This window comes from Asticcacaulis sp. SL142, from assembly GCF_026625745.1.
Lineage (GTDB): Bacteria > Pseudomonadota > Alphaproteobacteria > Caulobacterales > Caulobacteraceae > Asticcacaulis.
Genome location: NZ_CP113061.1, coordinates 1,526,773 through 1,546,236, shown reverse-complemented (window position 1 = coordinate 1,546,236; position 19,464 = coordinate 1,526,773). Strand labels below are relative to the sequence as shown.

Here is a 19,464-nt window from a genome sequence, read left to right as displayed (position 1 = left end):
ACATGAAGCCCACAACCCTTTCCCTGGCTCTGCTTATGGCGACGACGGCATTGGCCGCGCCCATGAGTGTGATGGCCCAGGATGCCACCGCGACCACCCAATCGGACGTGGTGCCTGAAGTTACTGACTCTGCCGAAGAGCCCATTACCGAAGTGACGGTAAAGGGCAAGTTCGTGCCCAATTCCATGCGCCGTACCGCCGAAGTCACCGCCATTATGACCTCGGAAGACCTAAAGCGTACCGGCGATGACTCGGCAGCCACTGCCCTTACTCGCGTGACCGGCCTGTCGCTGGTCGAAGGCCGTTTCGTTTATGTGCGTGGTCTGGGCGAGCGCTATTCATCAGCGCTTCTGAACGGGTCGCCCTTGCCGTCGCCTGAGCCGCTTCAGCGTGTTGTGCCGCTCGATCTGTTCCCGTCTTCCATCCTGAGCCGTCTGTCAGTGCAGAAGACCCATTCTGCTGAACTCTGGGCTGAATTCGGTGGCGGCGTGGTCGATCTGAAGACGGTTACGACCCCGGCTGAACCCTTCCTGTCCTTAAGCCTCAGCACCGGCGGCAACACCGAAACTACGGGTCAGCATGCCTTTACCCACTACGGTTCTGACAGTGATGGGCTCGGCTTTGACGATGGCACGCGCAAGCTGCCTTTGCGCCTGCGTCAGGCCATCGCTACCGGCAAGCAGGTCACACAAGGCAATTTCACCGATTTGGAACTGCAAAAGATCGGTCAGGACTTTGTCAACGCGCCCCTGAACCTCATTCAGGAAACCGACACACTGCCTGCCAATTTCAGCTTTAACGTGGTTGGTGGCCGCAGCTTTGATGTTGCGACGGGCGAACTGGGCGTGATCGGTCTGGTTGATTTTTCCAATAGCTGGAAAGTCCGCAACGGTATCCAGCAGACTGCCGTGAACGATCTCGATAAGCTGGCTGTTTATGACGATTACGAATATGAGACATCGGAAAACAATGTCAGCCTGAACGGCCTGTTTGGTCTGGGCTACCGCATGGATAAACATTCGGTGCAGTGGACCAACCTGTTCATCCGCAACACCACCAAGCGTACTCAGGTCCGCGAAGGTAGCGACGGAGCTAACGGTGATGAACGGCGCCGTGAACAAACCGGATGGTATGAGCGTCAACTGTTCTCCACCCAGTTGAATGGTACGTCTGACCTGACCGATAAGCTGTCATTGAACTGGCGCGCATCCTATGCTCAAACCGAGCGTGACGTACCATATGAAAAGTCAATCACTTACGGGGTTGGACTCGAAGGCCGTTGGTATCATGACGCCTCGCGCTATCGCAATCGTACCGACTTCTCGGAACTGAACGATAAGGTCAAGAGCGCCGGTGCCAGCCTCGATTACGACTTCTCGCTCGGTGAAGGCCGTGACGGTACACTGACCGGCGGGTTTGATATTCTTGAAAACAAACGTGACTCCTGGACGCGTCAGTTCAGCTTCCTGACACCAAACAACACCCTGCCGACCCCGGTGCAATATACCCGTGTTGACTTCCTGCTGTCCGACTTCAACATCTCGCCGGATCGTCTGGTGTTGACCGAAGTCACCGGCGGCGACGGGGCGGCGGCCTATGAAGGCGGTCTGTTCGTCAACGCGGCATTCGCTAAGGTTGATGTCGAGATCATTCCGCTGGTGCGCTTAGCGGCGGGCTTACGTTTTGAATCGGCCAAACAGCGCATAACCGCGATCAACCTGTTTACCTCGGGGGCGACGCCAACACCTATTCAGCCGCTCAAGGAAGAATATGTCCTGCCATCGGCGACGGTGACCTGGAACTTCGCGGATGATATGCAGGTTCGCGGCGGTATCTCCAAGACCATCGGTCGTCCGCAGTTCCGTGAACTGGCCCCGCAGGTCTATCTTGATCCTGAGCAGGATCGCTTGTTTGTCGGTAACCCCTATCTGACCGATACCGAAATCACCAATTTCGATGCCCGTTATGAGTGGTACTACGACGCCGGCCAATATATCACCGCAGGCCTGTTCTATAAGGACATCGAAAAGCCGGTTGAAGCCGTCATCCTGGATACCGGTTCCGGCGAAGGCCAGCAGTCCTACATCAACGCGCCTAAAGCCACGCTGATGGGTCTGGAATTCGACTATAAGGGCGAGTTCGACTCACCGGTCGAAGGCGCATGGTTCGCCTCCAAGAAATGGTTGGTTGCGGCCAACTACACCTGGACGGACTCAGAGGTTCAGGCAAAGTCGGGTGATGTAGTCTACACCGCGGCTAACCAGGGTCAGCCGACACCGGCCACCAACTACATCATCGACGGCTCGCGCCTTCAGGGGCAGTCGGAGCATGTCGCTAACCTTCAGTTCGGTTGGAACGACGTGGAAGCCAAGTCACAAGCTACACTTCTGCTGACCTACGTCTCCGAGCGCGTCTCGGCGCGTGGTAAGCCGGGCTATCCTGACTACATTCAGGAGCCGGGTGCTATGCTCGACTTCACCTACCGTAAGGGCTTTGATGCCTTCGGTCAGGAACTGAACTTTGGGGTTGAAATCCGCAACCTGCTCGGCACCGAATACGAAGAGTACCAGGAGCGCAATGGCCGCGTGAATATCAACAACTACGATATCGGCCAAAGCGTCTCGGTCAGCCTGTCGACCCAGTTCTAAGATAGCTGATCTGGATAAATTTAAGCCCCTTCGCTTCTGGCGGAGGGGCTTTTCTTTGATACAAAAAAGGCCGGAGCATCATAAATGCTCCGGCCTTTTCATTGTGCTCGTCTTAGCCCGACTAAATCTTAGAACGTGTAGTCGAGGGTGACCATCGCGCTGCGTGGCGCGGCGTAGAAGGACTGACCCCAGCGCAGGCCACCCCAATATTTTTCATCAAAGGCGTTTTTGATGTTCAGTGAGGCGCGCACCTTATCGGTGACTTTCAAACTGCCGAACAAATCAACGACGCTGTAGGCTTCCTGCTCAATAACGGTGGTCAGGGCGGTGGTTTCGGTGTCGCTTTGCCAGCGGAGCGAACCGCCCAGTTTCAGATCACGGTATTCAGGCAGACTATAGGTGGTGGCGATCTTCAGCGACTGACGCGGCAGATATACCCGCGCATCATTGCCATCAGAGTCTTCGATCGACAGATCGGTCCAGCCGCCGTTCAGGCTCCAGTTCGGGGTGATCTTGCCGGAGACTTCAAACTCATAGCCCTTGACGATCGTGTCGATGCCTTCGTAATAAGAATCCCATGTGTTCGGGATATAGCCTATGAATTCAGCCAGATCGCTCTGTTCCGACTTGAAGACCGACGCGGTCGCATAGAGGCGGTTTTCGAACCACTCAGACTTTACCCCGGCTTCATAGCTTTTGCCCTGGGCTGACGGCAGGCGGTTGCGATTGATGTCGACTTCCGCCTGCGGGTTGAAGATGTCGCTGTAGCTGGCGTAAAGCGAGACATTGGTGTTCACATCATAGACAACGCCCACATAGGGGCTGACCTTCTTTTCATCGCGATCCTGAGAAACACCGTAAGAGACGCCGTCCGTCTTAAGGTCGATGCTGTTGAGGCCGACGATGCCCTTAAGGCGGTCGGTGAGGTTCAGATGAATGGCGGCATAGGCGCGCACCAGTTCATCCGTGACGTCCGCAGCCTGATAGGGTGTGGCGAACACAGGTTCAGACGGGGCAATGATGTTCGCCCCCTGATAGGCCGGATAAGCAAACGCTGCGGATGCCCCCGCCCATCGGTCAGTGTCGCTCTTGACCGTATTTAAGCCCAAGACCACCTGATGCTCGCGCCCGAACAGGGAAACCGACCCATTGGCCACCACATCGAACAGGTGCTGCTCCCAGTTCGACGGATAATAACCGGCGGCTGCCGCCACGCCCAGACCGGTCGTTTTGTCAGGATAGTTATAGGCATAGACCAGTTTGGCTTCGTCGCTCAGGTCTTTGTAGGTATAGACGCCCTTGATGGTCCAGCCATTGTCAAAGGCGTAGGACAACTCGCTGAACGTGACGGCATTGTGCGTGTCCCAGTAGGTCCACGGCGCTGAGCTATTGGCCGATACGTCGTAATTGATCGGGGTGCCATCCGTATAGACCAGAGGCAAGGCGCCCCAGTTGTTGCCGGTCGCCAGATTATCCTGTTTGGAGTGACCGACGGTGGCGTTGAGCTTTTCAGTGATGTCCCAGGTCAGAACGCCGTAAAAGACGTTACGATTGACGCCGTAGTAATCAAGATAGGATTCAGAATCGCTATTGGCGTAGACGAAACGGCCACGGACGGTTCCATCGGCATTGAGCGGGCCGGAGACATCACCGGTCAGGCGCAGATTATCCCAGGTGCCATAGCTGGCGGAAAGGTTGCCGCGGAAATCCTCTGTGGGTCGCTTACGGATATAGTTGATCGTGGCTGACGGGTTGCCGGTGCCGGTCATCATGCCGTTGGCCCCTCTGACCGATTCGATGCGCTCATAGATGGCGACATCCAGCGCGCCGGTTTGCAGCCCCCAGTCCAGCGGCTGACCTACGCCATCGACCTGAAAATTCACGACGTCAAAGCCGCGCGAATTATAATATGTGCGGTCGGTTTCTGACGCTTCCACATTGATGCCGGGCAGGGTGGCCAGCAGTTGGTTGGCTTCGGTCAGCGCGAAATCTTTCATCTGCTGGGCGCTGATCACGGTCACTGACTGAGGCGTCTCGCGCAAACTCAGGTCAAGGCCGGTGGCACCGGCGGACTCGCGGATAACGCGTTTGCCCATGACGATGACTTCACGCACGTCGCCTGCGTCAGCATCCGCCGCATCATCGGCGGCGGCGGGCAGGGCGAAGGTCAGGCTGGACAGAATGAGGACAGAAGCGGTCGCCCGCAGGGAGGATTTGAACATCAGGTAAAGGCCCTTGTTTTGCGCTGGTCACACACAAAGCTGCTAGCTAATTTTTAACAATGCGTCGCAATGACTCTTGCGGGCGCGGAAGTCAAGTTTGATTGAGAATTAATTGCAAATTGGCGGGGCTACTGACCTATTTGCAACATCATCGCCTTACGGGCGGTGAGCCAGCCGCGTGCGGCGGTAAGAGTTAACCCGACGCCTAACAGAACCAGTAAGATATTGACCTGTAACGCGGCGGCGGTGAATGACATGTGGGTCGCCTGATGGACACCTGCCATGGCCAGCAGGCTCAGGCCCAGAGCCAGCCGCATCAGGCGCGACACGTCGGCAATGGGGGCGTCGCTGAAGCGCGGACTGATCAGGGTGAGCACCGCCATCAGCGCCATGCCGCCCCAAAATATCGCCACCGGCGGCAGATTAAGCCCCATGCCCAAGGCAAATGTGACGGCAATCAGGGCGGGTGAACCATAGATCAGCACGGTCCATAACCGGTGGATCAGCGGATGGGGCTTGCCCTTTTCGGCCGATTTGATCAGCCAGATATCCATGCCCGCCGCGATCATGACCGTCAGGCCAAAGCCCAGAATGACGTAGATCAGCTTGACCGGCCAGCCGCCAAACGATCCGAAATGCAGGTCGTACAGACTGGCGGCAACCTGACGGCCGGCCGGACCATCGGACAGATTATAGCTGCCCTTGAGGTTGCCCATAGAGTCAAACCGCCACGCTTCGCCGTAGACCAGACGCTGATTGGGCTTGGTGGTGATCTCGATGAACTCGGTCGGGGTGCCGACCATGCGGATGGCGATGAAGGTGATCGGCTGATCCGGCTGGGCGGCCTTGAGGTTCGTGATGGCGTTGATCATCGCGCCGTCCTGAAGCGGTAAGCCTCCGGTGGCTGCCGTCACGTCTTCGGGGGTGCCGAATATGGGCTCATAGGCCTTAAGGCTATTGCCGTCATAATAGAGCGCGCCCATGACCAGCGCGACCAGTTGCCCCAGGCCGATGGCCGTGCCGGTAAGCGTAATGATCAGCCCGAACGGCAGGGTCCATGCCCCGATGCGGTTATGGATGTCGGCGCGGGTCAAATGCCCTTGTCTACGCACGCGAATGGCAAAGGCATCGCGGAACATCTTGGGGTGGGACAAAGCTCCGCCGATCAGCAAGGCCATCATCCCGACCCCGAACAGGCAGACGACGATCATGCCGAAGGTTTCGGGCAGGTGCAGATAGTAGTGCAGTTCGGTCAAAAAGTGGGTAAGGTCGTGGCTGGCAGGGCCGACATAGCGGCCATCCTGATCATAGGCGCGCGCTTCGTGACCATAGCCCACCGTCAGGCGCGGCATGGCCTGCGACGGGGTGGTGATATAAAGATCGGTATCGAGCGGCCCGCGGTGATCATCGGCCAGCATAACCTTACGCATATCCGCCGTGGCGCGCGCAATCGCTTCGGGGGTGGCTGTGGAAAATTCCGGCACATTGGGCCGTTCCCAGCGCTCAACTTCAACATAATAGACCCCGGCCCAGCCGGTCATGCAGATCAGATACAATATGCCGCACAGGGCAAGCCCCAGAATCTTATGGCCGCTCAACAGGCGGCGAACGAACGGGGCGTGGACTTTGGGCCAGACGGACATATTAAACGCTTCCCGTAAGGATAGGCAGGCTGACAAGGGCGGAGGCGGCGGCACCGGTGAGGGCAATCAGGCCGGTGGCCCGCCACGGGCGCTGGGCGGCCAAGCCCACGATCAGGGCGACGGCGAACGACAGGGTGAAGAAAAATACCGCCCAGGCATAGCGGGTGGCACCGTGACCCGGCATATAGGCCCACGCCAGAAGGCCTATCGCCATGCCGGTGACGGGGGCGACGATCAGGCAGGACAGAACCCGCGCGGTGATACGTAAACCCTTACCGGGCGAGGCCGTGGGGTCGGCGGGGGCCTTTTCGCGGCGCTCCCGATGGCTGAGCGGGGCCGATGTCCAGCCCCTGTAGCCCTGCCAACCGATGATGATCAGCGGCAGGCTCATGAAGACCAAAAACCCGACCGACAGGCCAAAATCCGGTGTATAGGCGCGCATCCACAGGGCTGCCGATATACATAAACACCCCCACGCCACCGGCACGGCGACGGCCAACAGGTGAGGCGGCAAACCTTCGCCCCGCCATTTGACATATAGCAAACCCATGGCGGCGGCGATCAGGGCGACGGCGATCACGGTGAGAATAAAAGTCATGATCACGCGATAACAAATGCAAGCCGCTCTGTAAACAGAAACTGCGAGGCATTTGCATTCGTTTTGTTCGAAGCCTTTTAGCCCGCCGTCAGTTTCACGCTTCCGGCCCGCAGACCTTCGGCGCTGGCGGTCACGGTGATGGCCCCGGCTTTACGATCGGTCTGGACAATCGCCTGCGCCAGACCGTTGAACAACTTGCGCTGTGAGGCCTTATCGGCTTCGTGGCTGACCGGATTGCCATTGCCGACGCCGATCACCGCACCGGGGCCGGAGACGCTAAAGGTCACCAGATGATCCGCTTTTGGTACCGCACGGCCCTTGGCATCGAAGGCTTCGACCTTGAGGATCGCCATATCAGTACCATCACCTTTGAGCGTCGCACGATCCGCTGTCAGCACTAGTTTCGCCGCAGGCCCTGCGGTTTCGCGGGTTTGCTTCATCACGACCTTGCCGCCCTTATAGCCAAAGGCCTGAATTTTGCCGGGCTGATAGACGACATCCCATTCCAGGTGGCGGTTCTTGACGACCGGCTTCCTGCCTGCCGACTTGCCGTTAACGAACAACTCAACCTCATCAAGGTTGGAATGAACCCAGACGGGGATGGTTTCGCCCTCACGGCCTTCCCAGTTCCAATGCGGGAACAGGTGCAGCAGCGGCTCAGCCTTCCACCAGGCGCGGTAATAATAATAGTTGTCCTTGGGGAAGCCGCAGGTATCCAGAATGCCAAACTGCGACGAAATAGCCGGCCAGCGGTTATAGGGCGTCGGCTCCCCGCGATAGTCAAAGCCGGTCCAGATAAAGGCTCCGGCAATAAACGGCTTTTCGTCGAATAGCGGCCAATAGGCCTCGGCGGTCGAGGCCCACCACGGATGTTCGGTATCATAGGCGCGCACGAACGATTTGGCGGCATCTGTCACATATTCCCCGCGCGTTGAGACGGTTGAGCCGGTCTCAGTCCCCAGAATAGGAATATGCGGATAGTCGGCGTGGAACTTTTCCATGATGTTGTGGCGATAGTTAAAGCCTAACACATCAACGACATCTTTGATGCCCTTATCGTAGGAATTATCAAGCGCCACCGTTACCGGCCGGGTCGGATCAAGGCGCTTGCACAGGGCCTTCATGGTCTTGGCGACCGCAACGCCGCGATCGGTGCCCTGCATCGGTTCCTCGTTACAGATCGACCACAGGATGACTGATGCGTGATTACGGTCGCGCACGATCATGGCCTCAAGCTGATAGAGGCCGTCCTCACTGGATGACATCTTGCGCGTCTCATCGATGACCACGATCCCCAGCCGGTCGCAGGCCATCAGCACTTCGGGCGTCGGCGGATTGTGTGAGCAGCGATAGGCATTATTGCCCATGTCATTAAGCTGCTGCAACCGCCACAGTTGCAGGGCGTCGGGGATAGCGGAACCCACCCCGGCATGATCCTGATGGTTATTGGTGCCTTTGAGTTTGACGTGCTTGCCATTGAGGAAGAAGCCTTTTTCGGCATCAAAGCGGATATCGCGCAGGCCGAAGTAGGTGATGGCCTTATCAATCGTCTGGCCGTCGATCTGAACTTCGCTCGACAACCGATAGAGATGGGGGTTGTCGATATCCCATAGCACAGGGGCGCCGATGACCAGTTTTTGTTCAATAGTGCGATGGCTATGGGGGGGAATGGTCGTGGCCGACAAAACCGGCAGGCTGTGAACCTTACCATCCTTACCGGTGGCTACCGGTTTTACGGTAACCGTAACCGCCGTGTCAGTGCTGTTATAGACGCGGGTAAATAGCTCAACCGTGCCATCAGCACTGCCGCGTACGCAGACACCCCACTGCGGGATATGGACGGCATGGGCCTTGACCAGCCAGACGTGGCGGTAGATGCCAGCCCCTTCGTAGAACCAGCCTTCGCCTTGGGTGGCGTCAACGCGCACCACCAGCACATTGGGCTTATCGTCGGTATTGATGAAGTCGGTAATGTTGACATTGAAAGACGTATAACCGCTCTCATGGCGTTTCAGGATAAAGCCGTTGAAGATGATGACGGCGTCGCGAAACACGCCGTCGAACTCGATCCACAGGCGCTTGCCCTTATCCGCCGTCGATACCGGCACGATCTTGCGGTACCAGCCGATCGAGGTTTCGAGGAAGTCGCGTCCGATCGGCTTATAGCCATGATCCGACGGGGGGTGATGCTCGCGCACGGTTTCAGGAATATAGTCCGCATGAGGATCGAACGGCAGCTCGACCGCCCAGTCATGGGGCAGGTTCAGCGTGCGCCAGCCGGAATCGTCGTAGTCGGCCCCAAGGCATGACGCGACATTGGCCCCTTGCTTGGCATGGGTCGCCTGTGCCGCGCCAAAGCGGAAATCTTTATAGATATCGCTGGCGTGGCCAAAGTGGAATTTCCAGTCAAAATCGATAAGCGTGCGCTCACGCGGCGCCAGATCGTCCTTGGGGAAAATATCGCTAAGCGTGTCCAGTTTCGGGGCGGCCATGGCGTCCGCAGTGCCTAAGCCCGCACTCAGGGCAGCACCCGTTACAGCGGCCGTTTGCAGGAGGTGGCGGCGGTTGAGATCAGACATGTGGGTTTCCTCTTTTTTTGTTGAAATTATCTTACAAATAAAAAAGTCGGCCTTTCAAGCGAAAACCCGGCGGGTCTTAATTGGCCTATGACGAAGCTGGCTGACTTTTCCGCCAAAGCTTGGTAAAGCGCCCGCATGAATTTGCAAAAGCCCTCGCGTCATACCTTTGCCGTTGCCCCGCTCATGGACTGGACGGACCGGCATTGCCGTGCCTTTCACCGCGCCCTGACCAAAGAGGCGCTGCTCTATACCGAGATGGTGACCTCACGGGCGATCATCCACGGCGACCGGGAGAAATTGCTGGGCTATTCCCCGGTTGAGCATCCGGTGGCCTTGCAGATCGGCGGCTCTGATCCGGCAGAACTGGCGGCGTGTGCGAAGATCGCGCAAGACTGGGGCTATGATGAGGTCAACCTCAACTGCGGCTGCCCGTCCGAGCGGGTGCAGTCAGGGTCATTCGGCGCCTGCCTGATGCGCGAGCCGCAACTGGTCGCCGACTGCATGCAGGCGATGGCCGAGGCTGTGACCCTGCCCGTGACCGTCAAATGCCGCATCGGCGTCGATGATCAGGACGAGGAAGCCGCCCTGTTTGCGCTGGTCGAATCTTGCGCTGCGGCCGGGGTGAACACCTTTGTCGTCCATGCGCGCAAAGCGTGGTTAAAAGGTCTGTCGCCCAAGGAAAACCGCGATATTCCGCCGCTCAACTATCCGCTAGTCTATGCCCTGAAACGCGCCCACCCGGAGTTGAACATCATCATCAATGGCGGCATCACGTCTTTTGAGGCGATCGATGAGCACCTCATGCACGTTGATGGCGTCATGCTGGGCCGCACCGCCTATCAGGAACCGGCCTTTCTGGGGCAGGTCGATCGGCGTTTGTTTGGCGCGGACGGCGATGTCGGGCCGTTTGCGGCGCTTGAGGCCTACCGGCCCTATATGCAGGCGCAACTGGAGGCGGGCGTCAGCCTGCCCGCCATGACGCGCCACATGCTGGGGATCATGCACGGCCTGCCCGGCGCGCGCGCTTTCCGGCGGATTATGACGGTGGAATCTATCCGCGACGGTGCAGGCCTTGAGGTGCTGGATATGGCCATCGCCGCCGTCCATGACGCCATGTCCGCCGCCGACGCCCGCCGCGAAGCCTATGCCACCGGAGCCGCTCAATAGGCAGGGGCGCGGCCCCTGCACCCGGAAGTTTTGAGTGTTATGGTTATAGGTTTTAGCTGATATCTGGAAATGCAGATAGGGGAGCGTTAATGGGCCAAAAGGCCAAAGTAACGGTTAGTCGTTGGCCGCTAGGTATGATCTGGCAGCGCCACTACCTAATCTGGATTGTTCTGATTTGTATCTGCTTTGGTGGTTGGTGGGGGTGTGCTCGCCCGTCATCTGAAGCGATTGTGCCGATCCCTGAAATGGAAACTGTCGTTAAGATGCAGTTTTTGCCCGAATGGGATGAAGGTGCGTATCAACTCATTATTCATAATAAATCCGGACAGTTTAAGACTAAGCTCTGGAGCAATTGGGGGCCAGCCACGCGGGCGTCGTTTTACCTAACACCAGACAATAATTTGGTTGTGATTGGAAGCGGTGGCAATGTGTACGCCTTTGCTATCGGCCATCATTATTCTCCGACCAAGCTGGATATAAATAAGGATTTGAACTCCGCCGACGGTATGGATTGGCGCTTCATTGGCACAACTGACGGGCGCGGTTCAATACAGTTTACCCCTGCCTCTGAGGGAAAAGAGTGCATCGACCTCTTGGGGGCGGGCACGTTGCCCTACAGCAAGCCATTTCATTCACAGCACTGGTGTTGACGTACACGGGCCATTTGATTTCTCCTCCCTATCGTAGATGGGGAGGTGTGGCATTGAGCGCAGCGAAATGACGGAGGGGTACTGCGCCGTCCTCAATGTCTGAAAGGCTTTTGGGGGCTACACCTTAAAAGCCGGTGCGTTGGTAATGCCTCAGCTATCCCCCTCCGTCTCGTCGCTAACGCGCCGATCCACCCGCTCCGGCGGCCCGGTCCCCATTACTGCGCAACAGGGAGGAGAAGGGGCTATCCCCCCGCCTTACGCAGGGCGTCCACTTCGGCCTCCAGTTCGGCAATGCGGTTGCGCAGAGGGGCGGTGGCGGCCTCGATCTCTGGGGCCGTGAAGCGGGGCGTGATATGCTGCGGGCAGTTCCAGTCAAAGGCCGCAAGCCTCAGCACAATCCCGCGCTCGGCCACCCCGCGATAGCCCGGCGTGGCCAGTTTGGCGGCCAGGTCTGGCTCAAGGTTAAGATCATGAACCGACGCATGGGCCAGTACCTTGAGGCGGGCCTGATGCGGATAGTCCATAAGAAACAATGATACGCGGTCGTCAACGCTGACATTGCCTAGGCTGATATACTGGCGATTGCCGCGAAAATCCGCAAAGCCAAGGTGGGTGTCATCCAGCACCTTTAGAAAGCCCGCTGGCCCGCCGCGGTGCTGAACGTAGGGCCATCCGTTCTCAGACACGCTGGCCATGTAAAAGCTGTCGCGCTGGGCGATGAACGCGGCCTCGGCGGGCGTAAAGCGGTCCGAGGGGCGGTCATGGTGGCGCTCCCACAGGGCGGCCGCCCCGTTGGCGCTTTGCGCGGCCTTGACCGCAGGCGTGATCAGGCGATCCAGATAATCGTAACCCACGCAGGCCTCCTTAAACTTGGCGTCTTTTGTGAATGAGATGGCGCCTTTGGTGGCTGTGTCCTGCGCCAGATTGCGCGACATTGTGGCCATCACAAAGGAAAACACAATGTCAAAGACCTCAAAACCCGCCAAAACCGCCGTCGTGACCGGAGCCTCTTCCGGTATGGGCCATGCCATCGCCCTGCAACTGATCAAAGACGGTTACCGCGTCTATGTCGCGGCCCGAAGCGTCGATAAAATGGCCGATCTGGTGGCCGAAGGCGCCATTGCCATCAAGATGGATATCTCCGTAGCCGCAGACGTCGATGCGGCCGCGCAGACCATTTTAAGTCAGGCCGGAACGGTCGATGTGCTCGTCAACAATGCGGGCTATGGCCTGTTCGGGGCGATGGAAGATATCGGCATCGACGAAGCGCGTTATCAGTTCGAGGTCAATGTCTTTGGACCGGCGCGACTGACCCAGCTTTTGCTGCCGGCCATGCGCGCGAAACGCGCGGGCACGATCGTAAACATCACCTCAATGGGTGGTAAGATATATACCCTGCTGGGAAGTTGGTATCATGCGACCAAACATGCGCTTGAAGGCTGGTCAGATTGTTTGAGGCTGGAACTGGAGCCCTTGGGTATCCGGGTGGTCGTGATTGAGCCTGGGATTATAGACACAGGTTTCGGGGATGTGGTCGTGGACGGCATACTCAAGCGATCAGGCGACGGTGCCTATGCCGAAGTGACGCAGCGTGTCGCCAAGGTGACCCTCCAAAGCTACAAGCTAGGGACCGGTACGAAACCAGAGGTGATCGCCCGTGTTATATCGAAGGCCATTAAGGCCCGCAGACCTAAAACACGATATGCCGCCGGCCGGTATGCCAAGATGATGATCAGCGTTAGAAAATGGTTTGGTGATCGCGCCTTTGACAGCCTTATACTGAGCCAGATGAAGTAATACTACACCTTAAGGACTAAGAGGGCACCGAGGCTTATGACCAGCCACATTCCCGCCGACCGTTGCAAGCTGCCACCCGCCTTCTGGCGGGCTCTGGACCGGTGCGGACTGCCGCCGGTGGCGGTTCTGCGTCAGGCGCGGCTGCCCGCCACTGTGCTGGGCGGCGCGCAGGTCGTCAGTACCGGCCAGTATTTCGCCGTATGGCGCGCGCTGGAGACCTTAAGCAGTGAGCCAGCGTTCGGGATCAGACTGGTCGAAATGTCCGACCCGGAAGGTTATCCCCCAGCCTTTCTGGCGGCCTATTTTGCGCGCGATTACCGCGATGCCCTGATGCGAACGGCGCGGTTCAAACGCCTGTGCACGCCGGAAGAGTTATATATAACGGAAACCGAGCATGAGGTTACGCTGACCACAAAATGGCTTTTTGCCGTGGAGCCGGAACCGGCGGTCTCTACCGATGTGGCGTTCGCCCTGCTGTTATCCATTGGCCGTCATGGCACCGGGCAAAACCTGACGCCTGTGCGGGTTGAGTTGATGAGGCCAAAGCCACAAGGCAGCGCGCACCAGACCTTTTTTGGCTGTCCGGTGCATTTTGGTGCCGCTCGCAATGCGCTGATCCTCAAGCCCGGTGACCTTGAGCGCCCATTCCCTGGCCACAATCCCGAACTGCTTGAGATGCTGACGCCCGCCCTGTCGGCAGCGCTTGGGGAACTGGACGCGAGCGACGCGATCGGGGATCAGGTTAAGGCCGTTCTTAAGGGAAAGCTGGCCAGCGGGCGCCCTGAATTAGCGGAGGTCGCTAGGGACCTGGGTTTAAGTGAGCGGACGCTGCAGCGGCGGATTACCTGAGGAAGGGACGAGTTTTCGCACCTTACTTAATGACGCCCGCCGCGAATGGGGGTGTCAGCTTCTGCGCGATGGCACGTCCGGGATTGACGAAATCGCCTATCTGCTGGGCTATCAGGACACCCGCTCATTCTGCCGGGCGTTCCGCGAGTGGGAAGGCCTGCCGCCAAACCAATGGCGAAAGACGCATGGCGATGAAACGTCTTTAATTGATGCGAAGACGGATCTAAGGCTTTAAAATAAGCGCCGTGCGGGTGGCTTCAAAGCCCGACAGGCGGCCAAGATAGCTCATACCCAGCAGGGACGTGCTCAGGCCCTCACGGATGACGATGGCGTCGACGTCGCGCACTTCGGTCTGACCGATATGGACGGAGCGCAGTTTGACGACGGCGGCTTCGGTCTTGCCCATCGCCGTGGTCACCAGCCGGTCGTATTTCAACTCATCGGCATCGACCCCTAACCGCAGGGCATCGGACGGGGTGAGGGCGACAATGGTGGCGCCGGTATCGACCAGAAACTTCACGGAGGCGTCATTGACGCGCGCTTCGGCCCAGTAATGGCCGTCCTGAGACTTGGGGATCGAAGTCACTGAACCCGCGTTGGCGGGCAAAACCGGGATGGTCATGGCGACCGTGGTCAGGCTTTGGGCTTCGCTCTTCACCGTCTGGGCGGACAGGGTGTCGTCCAGCGCCATAACCGTGTGGCCAGTAAACAAGGCGCAGGCGACGGCGCAGGTAAGTATAACAGCCGACTTCAACATAGGATTTAATCCCAACCAACCATCTATGGCGGCGCTTTTTACGCCTTAAGGATCAGTCTAACCCAAGATGGTTTTTATAGAGTGAATCGGCGGGTGGGATTTTTGTAGTGTGTAATTTGCGATTTTTGGGTTTTTGATATTGATATTTGCATAATTAAAACAACTATTTATAATTTTTTATGGAAAATATATGATCAGGGTTCTGATTAATTCTTGCGTTTGGTAAATTCTGTGTCACCATATGTCAGTGACGCGACGACGACTGAGAGGGTGAAAACCCCTGCGAGCCGCGACGCGTCTCTTTGTCCATTTGTATTGTTTGTTGGAAAAGGAGACGCAAATTGAAGGACAACGACAAAAATATGCAACACGCCCTGAATTCATTCGCATTTCTGGGCGGCATCCTGGTCAATAACCGGCCAAAATCATCCGGCGCAGGCAGTCGTCCCCAGGACTATAAACCGACAGGTAAGAAGTAGTCCCTGAGTTGACTTAAATCACCTCAACAAAAAAGCTCGCGCTCAAGAAACGAAGTGTTAGCGCACAAAAAAAGCCTCTGCGTTGTTCACGCAGAGGCTTTCTCTTTTATTATTATTAGGTCTTAGTTAGAAGCGAGCTTCACGCCAGCCTTGCCTGAAGCGTCAGCCAGGTTTGGCGACAGCTTACGCAGCTTGATTTCCGAAACGGCGCCACCGGCAACCTTGGCTGAGCCTTCGACCCAGTACAGGCCATCGGCGCCGAGGAAGTTATACTTATAGTCAACGATGGTGGTGCCGGCGCGGACTTCGCAGGTGTTCAGGGTCACCATCTGCTTGCCGGTGACGGCAACGGCTTTGGAGACTTCGGTTTTCGCGGCGGCGGCTACGGCCTTACCGGCGACGCCTTCCTGAGCTTCATCGCACTCGGCGAAGGCTTGGGCCGACAGGGCGCTGAGAGCAAAGGCGGTGGCGATGAAAAGGGACTTGCGCATGTAAAGATCACTCATTCTGAATGGGATGTGGAAGCCCCAATATATAAGGGCACAGTTAAAACGACGTAAAAGAAACCACTCAAAACAACAAAAAAACGGAGAAGTGAGTACTTCTCCGTTCTCTTTGCGTTACATGGTGTAACTATATTCGTGATAGTTAAGTATTTATAGTTAAGCCGCAGTTAATTCACTTAAGAAGCGGCGGATGTTCTCACTCATCGCTTGGGTGCGGTCGGTCAACTGACGGGCAGCGCCGAGCATTTCAGTTGAGGCCTTTTCCGTATCCGCCGCCGAGGCCGACAACTGCTCGACCGAAGACGAGGCGGTCGTGGTGCCGTCGGAGGCTTCGTTGACGTTGCGGGCGATCTCATTGGTGGCGTCGCCTTGCTGATGCACCGAGTCAGCGATCGAGGCGGCGATCTCGTTCATGTGCTTGATCGTCTCTCCGATACCGCGGATGGCGTTGACACCGTTCTGGGCGGCACCCTGAATGTCCTTGATGCGATCGCGGATTTCATCGGTGGCCTTAGCGGTTTGCTGGGCGAGAGACTTCACCTCGGAGGCCACAACCGCAAAGCCCTTACCGGCTTCACCGGCGCGGGCCGATTCGATGGTGGCGTTCAGGGCCAGCAGGTTGGTTTGCTGAGCAATGGCGTTGATCAGGTCAACGACTTCACCGATCTGGTCAGCGGCGCGGCTCAGTTCAGCCATGCTGTCATTGGTGCGGTCGGCCTCACTCACGGCCTCAGCGGCGATTTCCACCGAGCGGACGGCCTGGTCACCGATAACGCCGATCGAGGCCGAAAGCTCAGTCGTGGCCGAGGCGACGTTCTGGACGTTGTCAGCCGAGTTGCGGATCGAATAGACGGCCGATTGCGAACGGCGCTCATTTTCCTGGGCAATGGTCAGCAGGGTACGGCCGTTAGCATCGAGGTCAGAGGCGGCAGAACCCAAGGCATCCAGCATGTCCTGCGCTTCGTGGCGGAAGCGTTCAGCCAGTTCCGACATCTGACGCGCACGTTCTTCGCGGGTCTTGGCGGTAGCGGCTTCGATAGCCATCAGGCGCTCTTTTTCTTCGGCGTTCGATTTGAACACGTTCAGGCTTTCGACCACCGACTTCAGTTCGTCGCGGCGGGCCAGGGCGCTGATGTCGACGTTCAGGTGGCCGTTGGCCAGTTCTTCGGTCGTCTTGGCGATGCGGTTGATGCCTGCGACTGTGGTGCGCGAGAACAGGTAGGCGATGGTGCAGGACGCAGCGGCCATGATCACAGCGAAGATGGTCAGAAGGCCGATGGCCGAATTCTGGGTTTGCTGAGCCTTGGTGCCGTCAGCCTTGGCCGAGGCGACGCTTGCCTTGATCAGTTGGTCGCTGAGGTCCGACATCTTGGCGTAACCGGCATCGAACTGCTCAAGGAAGCCAACCACGGAGGCGAAGTCCACTTCCATGACCTGACCGGCAAAGTCCACGGCCTCTTTATAGGTCTTCACTTCTTTGGACAGTTCGCCGAGCAGTTTTTTCTGGTTCGGGTCGGTGACGGAGGCATCGACCTGCTTGATGTGGGCTTCGATCTTGCCGATGTCAGCGACGACTTCGGCGGACTTGGCGGCAGAGTTGGTGCCGACACCGGCGGCCTGAGCGGTCAGGATGCGGAAGAATTCACCGTTGGCTTCGCGGATCTCAGCCTTGATCTCGCCCATCTCAACGGCCTGCGGCAGGCTTTTGTTGTTGATGGCGTCAATGGCCTTGCTCTGCTGGTTCATGGTGTAGATCGCACCACCTGCCAGAGCGGCGATCAGCGCGGTGGCCACGGCGGCGGGCGCCATGAACTTCAACGTAAATGACCAGTTTGAAATATTGATCCCGCTACCCTTGGCGCGGATCTTGGTTGGCTTCGTCATGCGTGGCCCCTTAATGCCTGCCGGGTTCCCCCCGGCCAGTCCAGATTCATAAAGCAAGAAGCTGCCCCCCTGATATTAAGAGCATTCTTCTGTCGCCTGGGATCCGCGGGTCGGTGCGCGAGTACCGAATCAATCGGCCTCACGGCATGAGTCGCAGACCTCAAGCCATGGGCGCCAACATGTCAGATTATAGTTGTCGAATTCCTAACACGGTAAAGGAAGGTGGTTACCGACCGCAGGGTTAACCATATTTGGGCGGCTACAATGCCCCATATGGCCATGATCAGACAGGGCGAGGGCGAGTTAAGGTCTTCATAGGTAGGGCTTTGGCATGAAAAAGGCCCCGCCGGAGGGCAGGGCCTAAATCTTGTGTCATTAACGATTTTGGGGCCGCTTTTGGTCTTAAGACGCGTCGCCGGGGGCTGTTTTGTCTGCCGGAGCCGCTTTGGCGGGCTTGGTCAGGGTGCTGACCAGCTCGTTAGCCGTCGCACCTTTGAGAGTATCGGTTACCTGCATGGCTCGGATTTCGGGGCCCTGCTGGCGGTTCAGAACGGTGGTCACGTCATCGGCGGGCGCTTCGATCACGGATTCGGTTTCGGGAGCCTTGACCAGTTGCGGGGCGGTAGACGGGCTTATACCGCGGTTATTGCGCGCCATCTGGGAGCGGGCACCCTTAAACTGATAAAAGACATGGCTGCCAACGGTGGCGATGCGGTCCATGCGGCCCGACCACGACGGATTGACCTGAGTGGTGTGAAAGTGGGTCGAGGTGCCAACGCTGGCCATGACGTGACCGGACAGGGCGTCTGCGGCGATCTTCTCGGCGCGCTTCCAGGCCCAGTTTTCAACGCGGCGGCCCAGAGCGCCGTTGCAGGTAAAGCTGAACTGGCAGCCGGTGCGGTGATAGGCGCCCTGATAGACCACATTGCAGATGGTCTTGGGGTAGGCCGGATGGCGGACGCGGTTCAGAATAACTTGCGCCACCGCGCGCTGACCGGCTTCGGTTTCGCCGCGCGCTTCGTAATAGACGGCTTGGGTCAGGCAATCCATATCGCTGCGGGAGCGGTTATCAAGCGCGAAGGGGGCGGCGGCCTGAGAGCGTGGGCGGCCCAGAAGACCCTCTTTGCTAAGGCCCATGCCGAGGCTGGCCTGAACGATCTGAGCGCCGTCATGGCTGGGTTGCTTACGAACCCTGATCTGGCGCTGAGGGCGATGCGGGTCGGCGCGCAGGGACGACAGGTTCTGGGCCAGCAGGATCGACTGACGGTCACGCAGGGCCTGAGATGGGCTGACGGCCGGATCATAGCGCATGGCGATCGCCATGGCGCTGCGGTCAACAGAGGCTTGATCGGTAGAGAGGGCAATCGTGTTATGAGGGGCGTGGGCCCGCACAGGGGCCACAGCAGACATGTTTAGAAAGTGTTCGTCCGCAAAGCCGTTATCCGCGACTTCGAGCAGACGCTCGGCCTGAGAGTGGACGTTTGAGTTGCGTGACATATGGCCACCCAGCCAGGCTGCGCCTACGGCAGCGCCCAGCAGAAGGCCGATAGATGACGCCGCCATCATGGCCCGCGCTTTCGTGCGGGCAGCGAGGTTCATCTTCGGAACACGCAGGTTAAGTTTCAAAACCAAAGGTTTCGAGTCCTATGTGACGAGAGCCTTTGTGGCTCCCCGGAAAAGGTGCG

General features: G+C 58.0%; 16 protein-coding genes. 7 read left to right on the top strand and 9 right to left on the bottom strand.

The window, feature by feature from the left end; genetic code table 11:
• The first annotated feature begins 2 nt into the window (after positions 1–2).
• Entirely contained in the window at positions 3–2,648 is a 2,646-nt protein-coding gene (locus tag OVA03_RS07075; RefSeq protein ID WP_267527427.1) for a TonB-dependent receptor domain-containing protein, read from the top strand.
• Positions 2,649–2,776: 128 nt separating this feature from the next.
• Here OVA03_RS07075 and OVA03_RS07070 read toward each other — a convergent pair whose 3' ends face one another.
• The 4 genes from OVA03_RS07070 to galA form a co-directional block, all read right to left on the bottom strand.
• The gene (locus OVA03_RS07070; protein ID WP_267527426.1) at positions 2,777–4,870 is read right to left on the bottom strand and encodes a TonB-dependent siderophore receptor; all 2,094 of its coding nucleotides are present in this window, start codon (positions 4,868–4,870) and stop codon (positions 2,777–2,779) included.
• Positions 4,871–4,998: 128 nt separating this feature from the next.
• Complete coding sequence (locus OVA03_RS07065) at positions 4,999–6,513, bottom strand: PepSY-associated TM helix domain-containing protein (RefSeq protein WP_267527425.1); 1,515 nt, start codon at positions 6,511–6,513, stop codon at positions 4,999–5,001.
• A 1-nt stretch (position 6,514) separates the two neighbouring features.
• Entirely contained in the window at positions 6,515–7,111 is a 597-nt protein-coding gene (locus OVA03_RS07060) for a hypothetical protein (protein ID WP_267527424.1), read from the bottom strand.
• Positions 7,112–7,188: 77 nt separating this feature from the next.
• Entirely contained in the window at positions 7,189–9,690 is a 2,502-nt protein-coding gene (gene galA, locus OVA03_RS07055; protein WP_267527423.1) for a beta-galactosidase GalA, read from the bottom strand.
• A 135-nt stretch (positions 9,691–9,825) separates the two neighbouring features.
• On the opposite strand from galA, the gene dusA reads away from it, so the two are divergent.
• Positions 9,826–10,857 carry a tRNA dihydrouridine(20/20a) synthase DusA gene (dusA, locus tag OVA03_RS07050; protein ID WP_267527422.1) on the top strand — a complete coding sequence of 344 codons (1,032 nt, stop codon included), beginning with the start codon at positions 9,826–9,828 and terminating at the stop codon, positions 10,855–10,857.
• Between the two features lie 89 nt (positions 10,858–10,946).
• A complete protein-coding gene (locus OVA03_RS07045) occupies positions 10,947–11,507 on the top strand; it encodes a hypothetical protein (RefSeq protein ID WP_267527421.1) in 561 nt (186 codons plus the stop codon).
• A gap of 242 nt (positions 11,508–11,749) precedes the next feature.
• On the opposite strand, the gene OVA03_RS07040 is transcribed toward OVA03_RS07045, so the two are convergent.
• Positions 11,750–12,442, bottom strand: coding sequence for a pyridoxamine 5'-phosphate oxidase family protein (locus OVA03_RS07040; RefSeq protein WP_267527420.1), 693 nt, complete (start codon positions 12,440–12,442; stop codon positions 11,750–11,752).
• A gap of 25 nt (positions 12,443–12,467) precedes the next feature.
• Here OVA03_RS07040 and OVA03_RS07035 point away from each other — a divergent pair, with 25 nt between their 5' ends.
• The 3 genes from OVA03_RS07035 to OVA03_RS07025 are packed head-to-tail and all read left to right on the top strand — an operon-like array spanning position 12,468 to position 14,388.
• Positions 12,468–13,304, top strand: a complete 837-nt coding sequence (locus OVA03_RS07035) for an oxidoreductase (RefSeq protein ID WP_267527419.1) — start codon at positions 12,468–12,470, stop codon at positions 13,302–13,304.
• 36 nt (positions 13,305–13,340) lie between these two features.
• Positions 13,341–14,153: an AraC family transcriptional regulator ligand-binding domain-containing protein gene (locus OVA03_RS07030; RefSeq protein ID WP_267527418.1), complete on the top strand. Its 813-nt coding sequence runs from the start codon at positions 13,341–13,343 to the stop codon at positions 14,151–14,153.
• Positions 14,122–14,388, top strand: coding sequence for a helix-turn-helix domain-containing protein (locus tag OVA03_RS07025; protein WP_267527417.1), 267 nt, complete (start codon positions 14,122–14,124; stop codon positions 14,386–14,388). The genes OVA03_RS07030 and OVA03_RS07025 overlap by 32 nt, the downstream gene beginning before the upstream one ends.
• Here OVA03_RS07025 and OVA03_RS07020 read toward each other — a convergent pair.
• Entirely contained in the window at positions 14,377–14,910 is a 534-nt protein-coding gene (locus tag OVA03_RS07020) for a TIGR02281 family clan AA aspartic protease (protein ID WP_267527416.1), read from the bottom strand. The genes OVA03_RS07025 and OVA03_RS07020 overlap by 12 nt on opposite strands.
• Positions 14,911–15,251: 341 nt before the next feature.
• Here OVA03_RS07020 and OVA03_RS07015 point away from each other — a divergent pair, with 341 nt between their 5' ends.
• Positions 15,252–15,389 carry a hypothetical protein gene (locus tag OVA03_RS07015; protein ID WP_189485640.1) on the top strand — a complete coding sequence of 46 codons (138 nt, stop codon included), beginning with the start codon at positions 15,252–15,254 and terminating at the stop codon, positions 15,387–15,389.
• A 122-nt stretch (positions 15,390–15,511) separates the two neighbouring features.
• Here OVA03_RS07015 and OVA03_RS07010 read toward each other — a convergent pair whose 3' ends face one another.
• The 3 genes from OVA03_RS07010 to OVA03_RS07000 form a co-directional block, all read right to left on the bottom strand.
• A complete protein-coding gene (locus tag OVA03_RS07010) occupies positions 15,512–15,880 on the bottom strand; it encodes a hypothetical protein (protein ID WP_267527415.1) in 369 nt (122 codons plus the stop codon).
• Between the two features lie 171 nt (positions 15,881–16,051).
• Entirely contained in the window at positions 16,052–17,779 is a 1,728-nt protein-coding gene (locus OVA03_RS07005) for a methyl-accepting chemotaxis protein (protein ID WP_267527414.1), read from the bottom strand.
• Positions 17,780–18,181: 402 nt separating this feature from the next.
• Positions 18,182–19,378 (bottom strand): cell wall hydrolase, encoded by a 1,197-nt coding sequence (locus OVA03_RS07000; protein ID WP_267527413.1) that lies wholly within the window; start codon positions 19,376–19,378, stop codon positions 18,182–18,184.
• Positions 19,379–19,464: the final 86 nt, after the last annotated feature.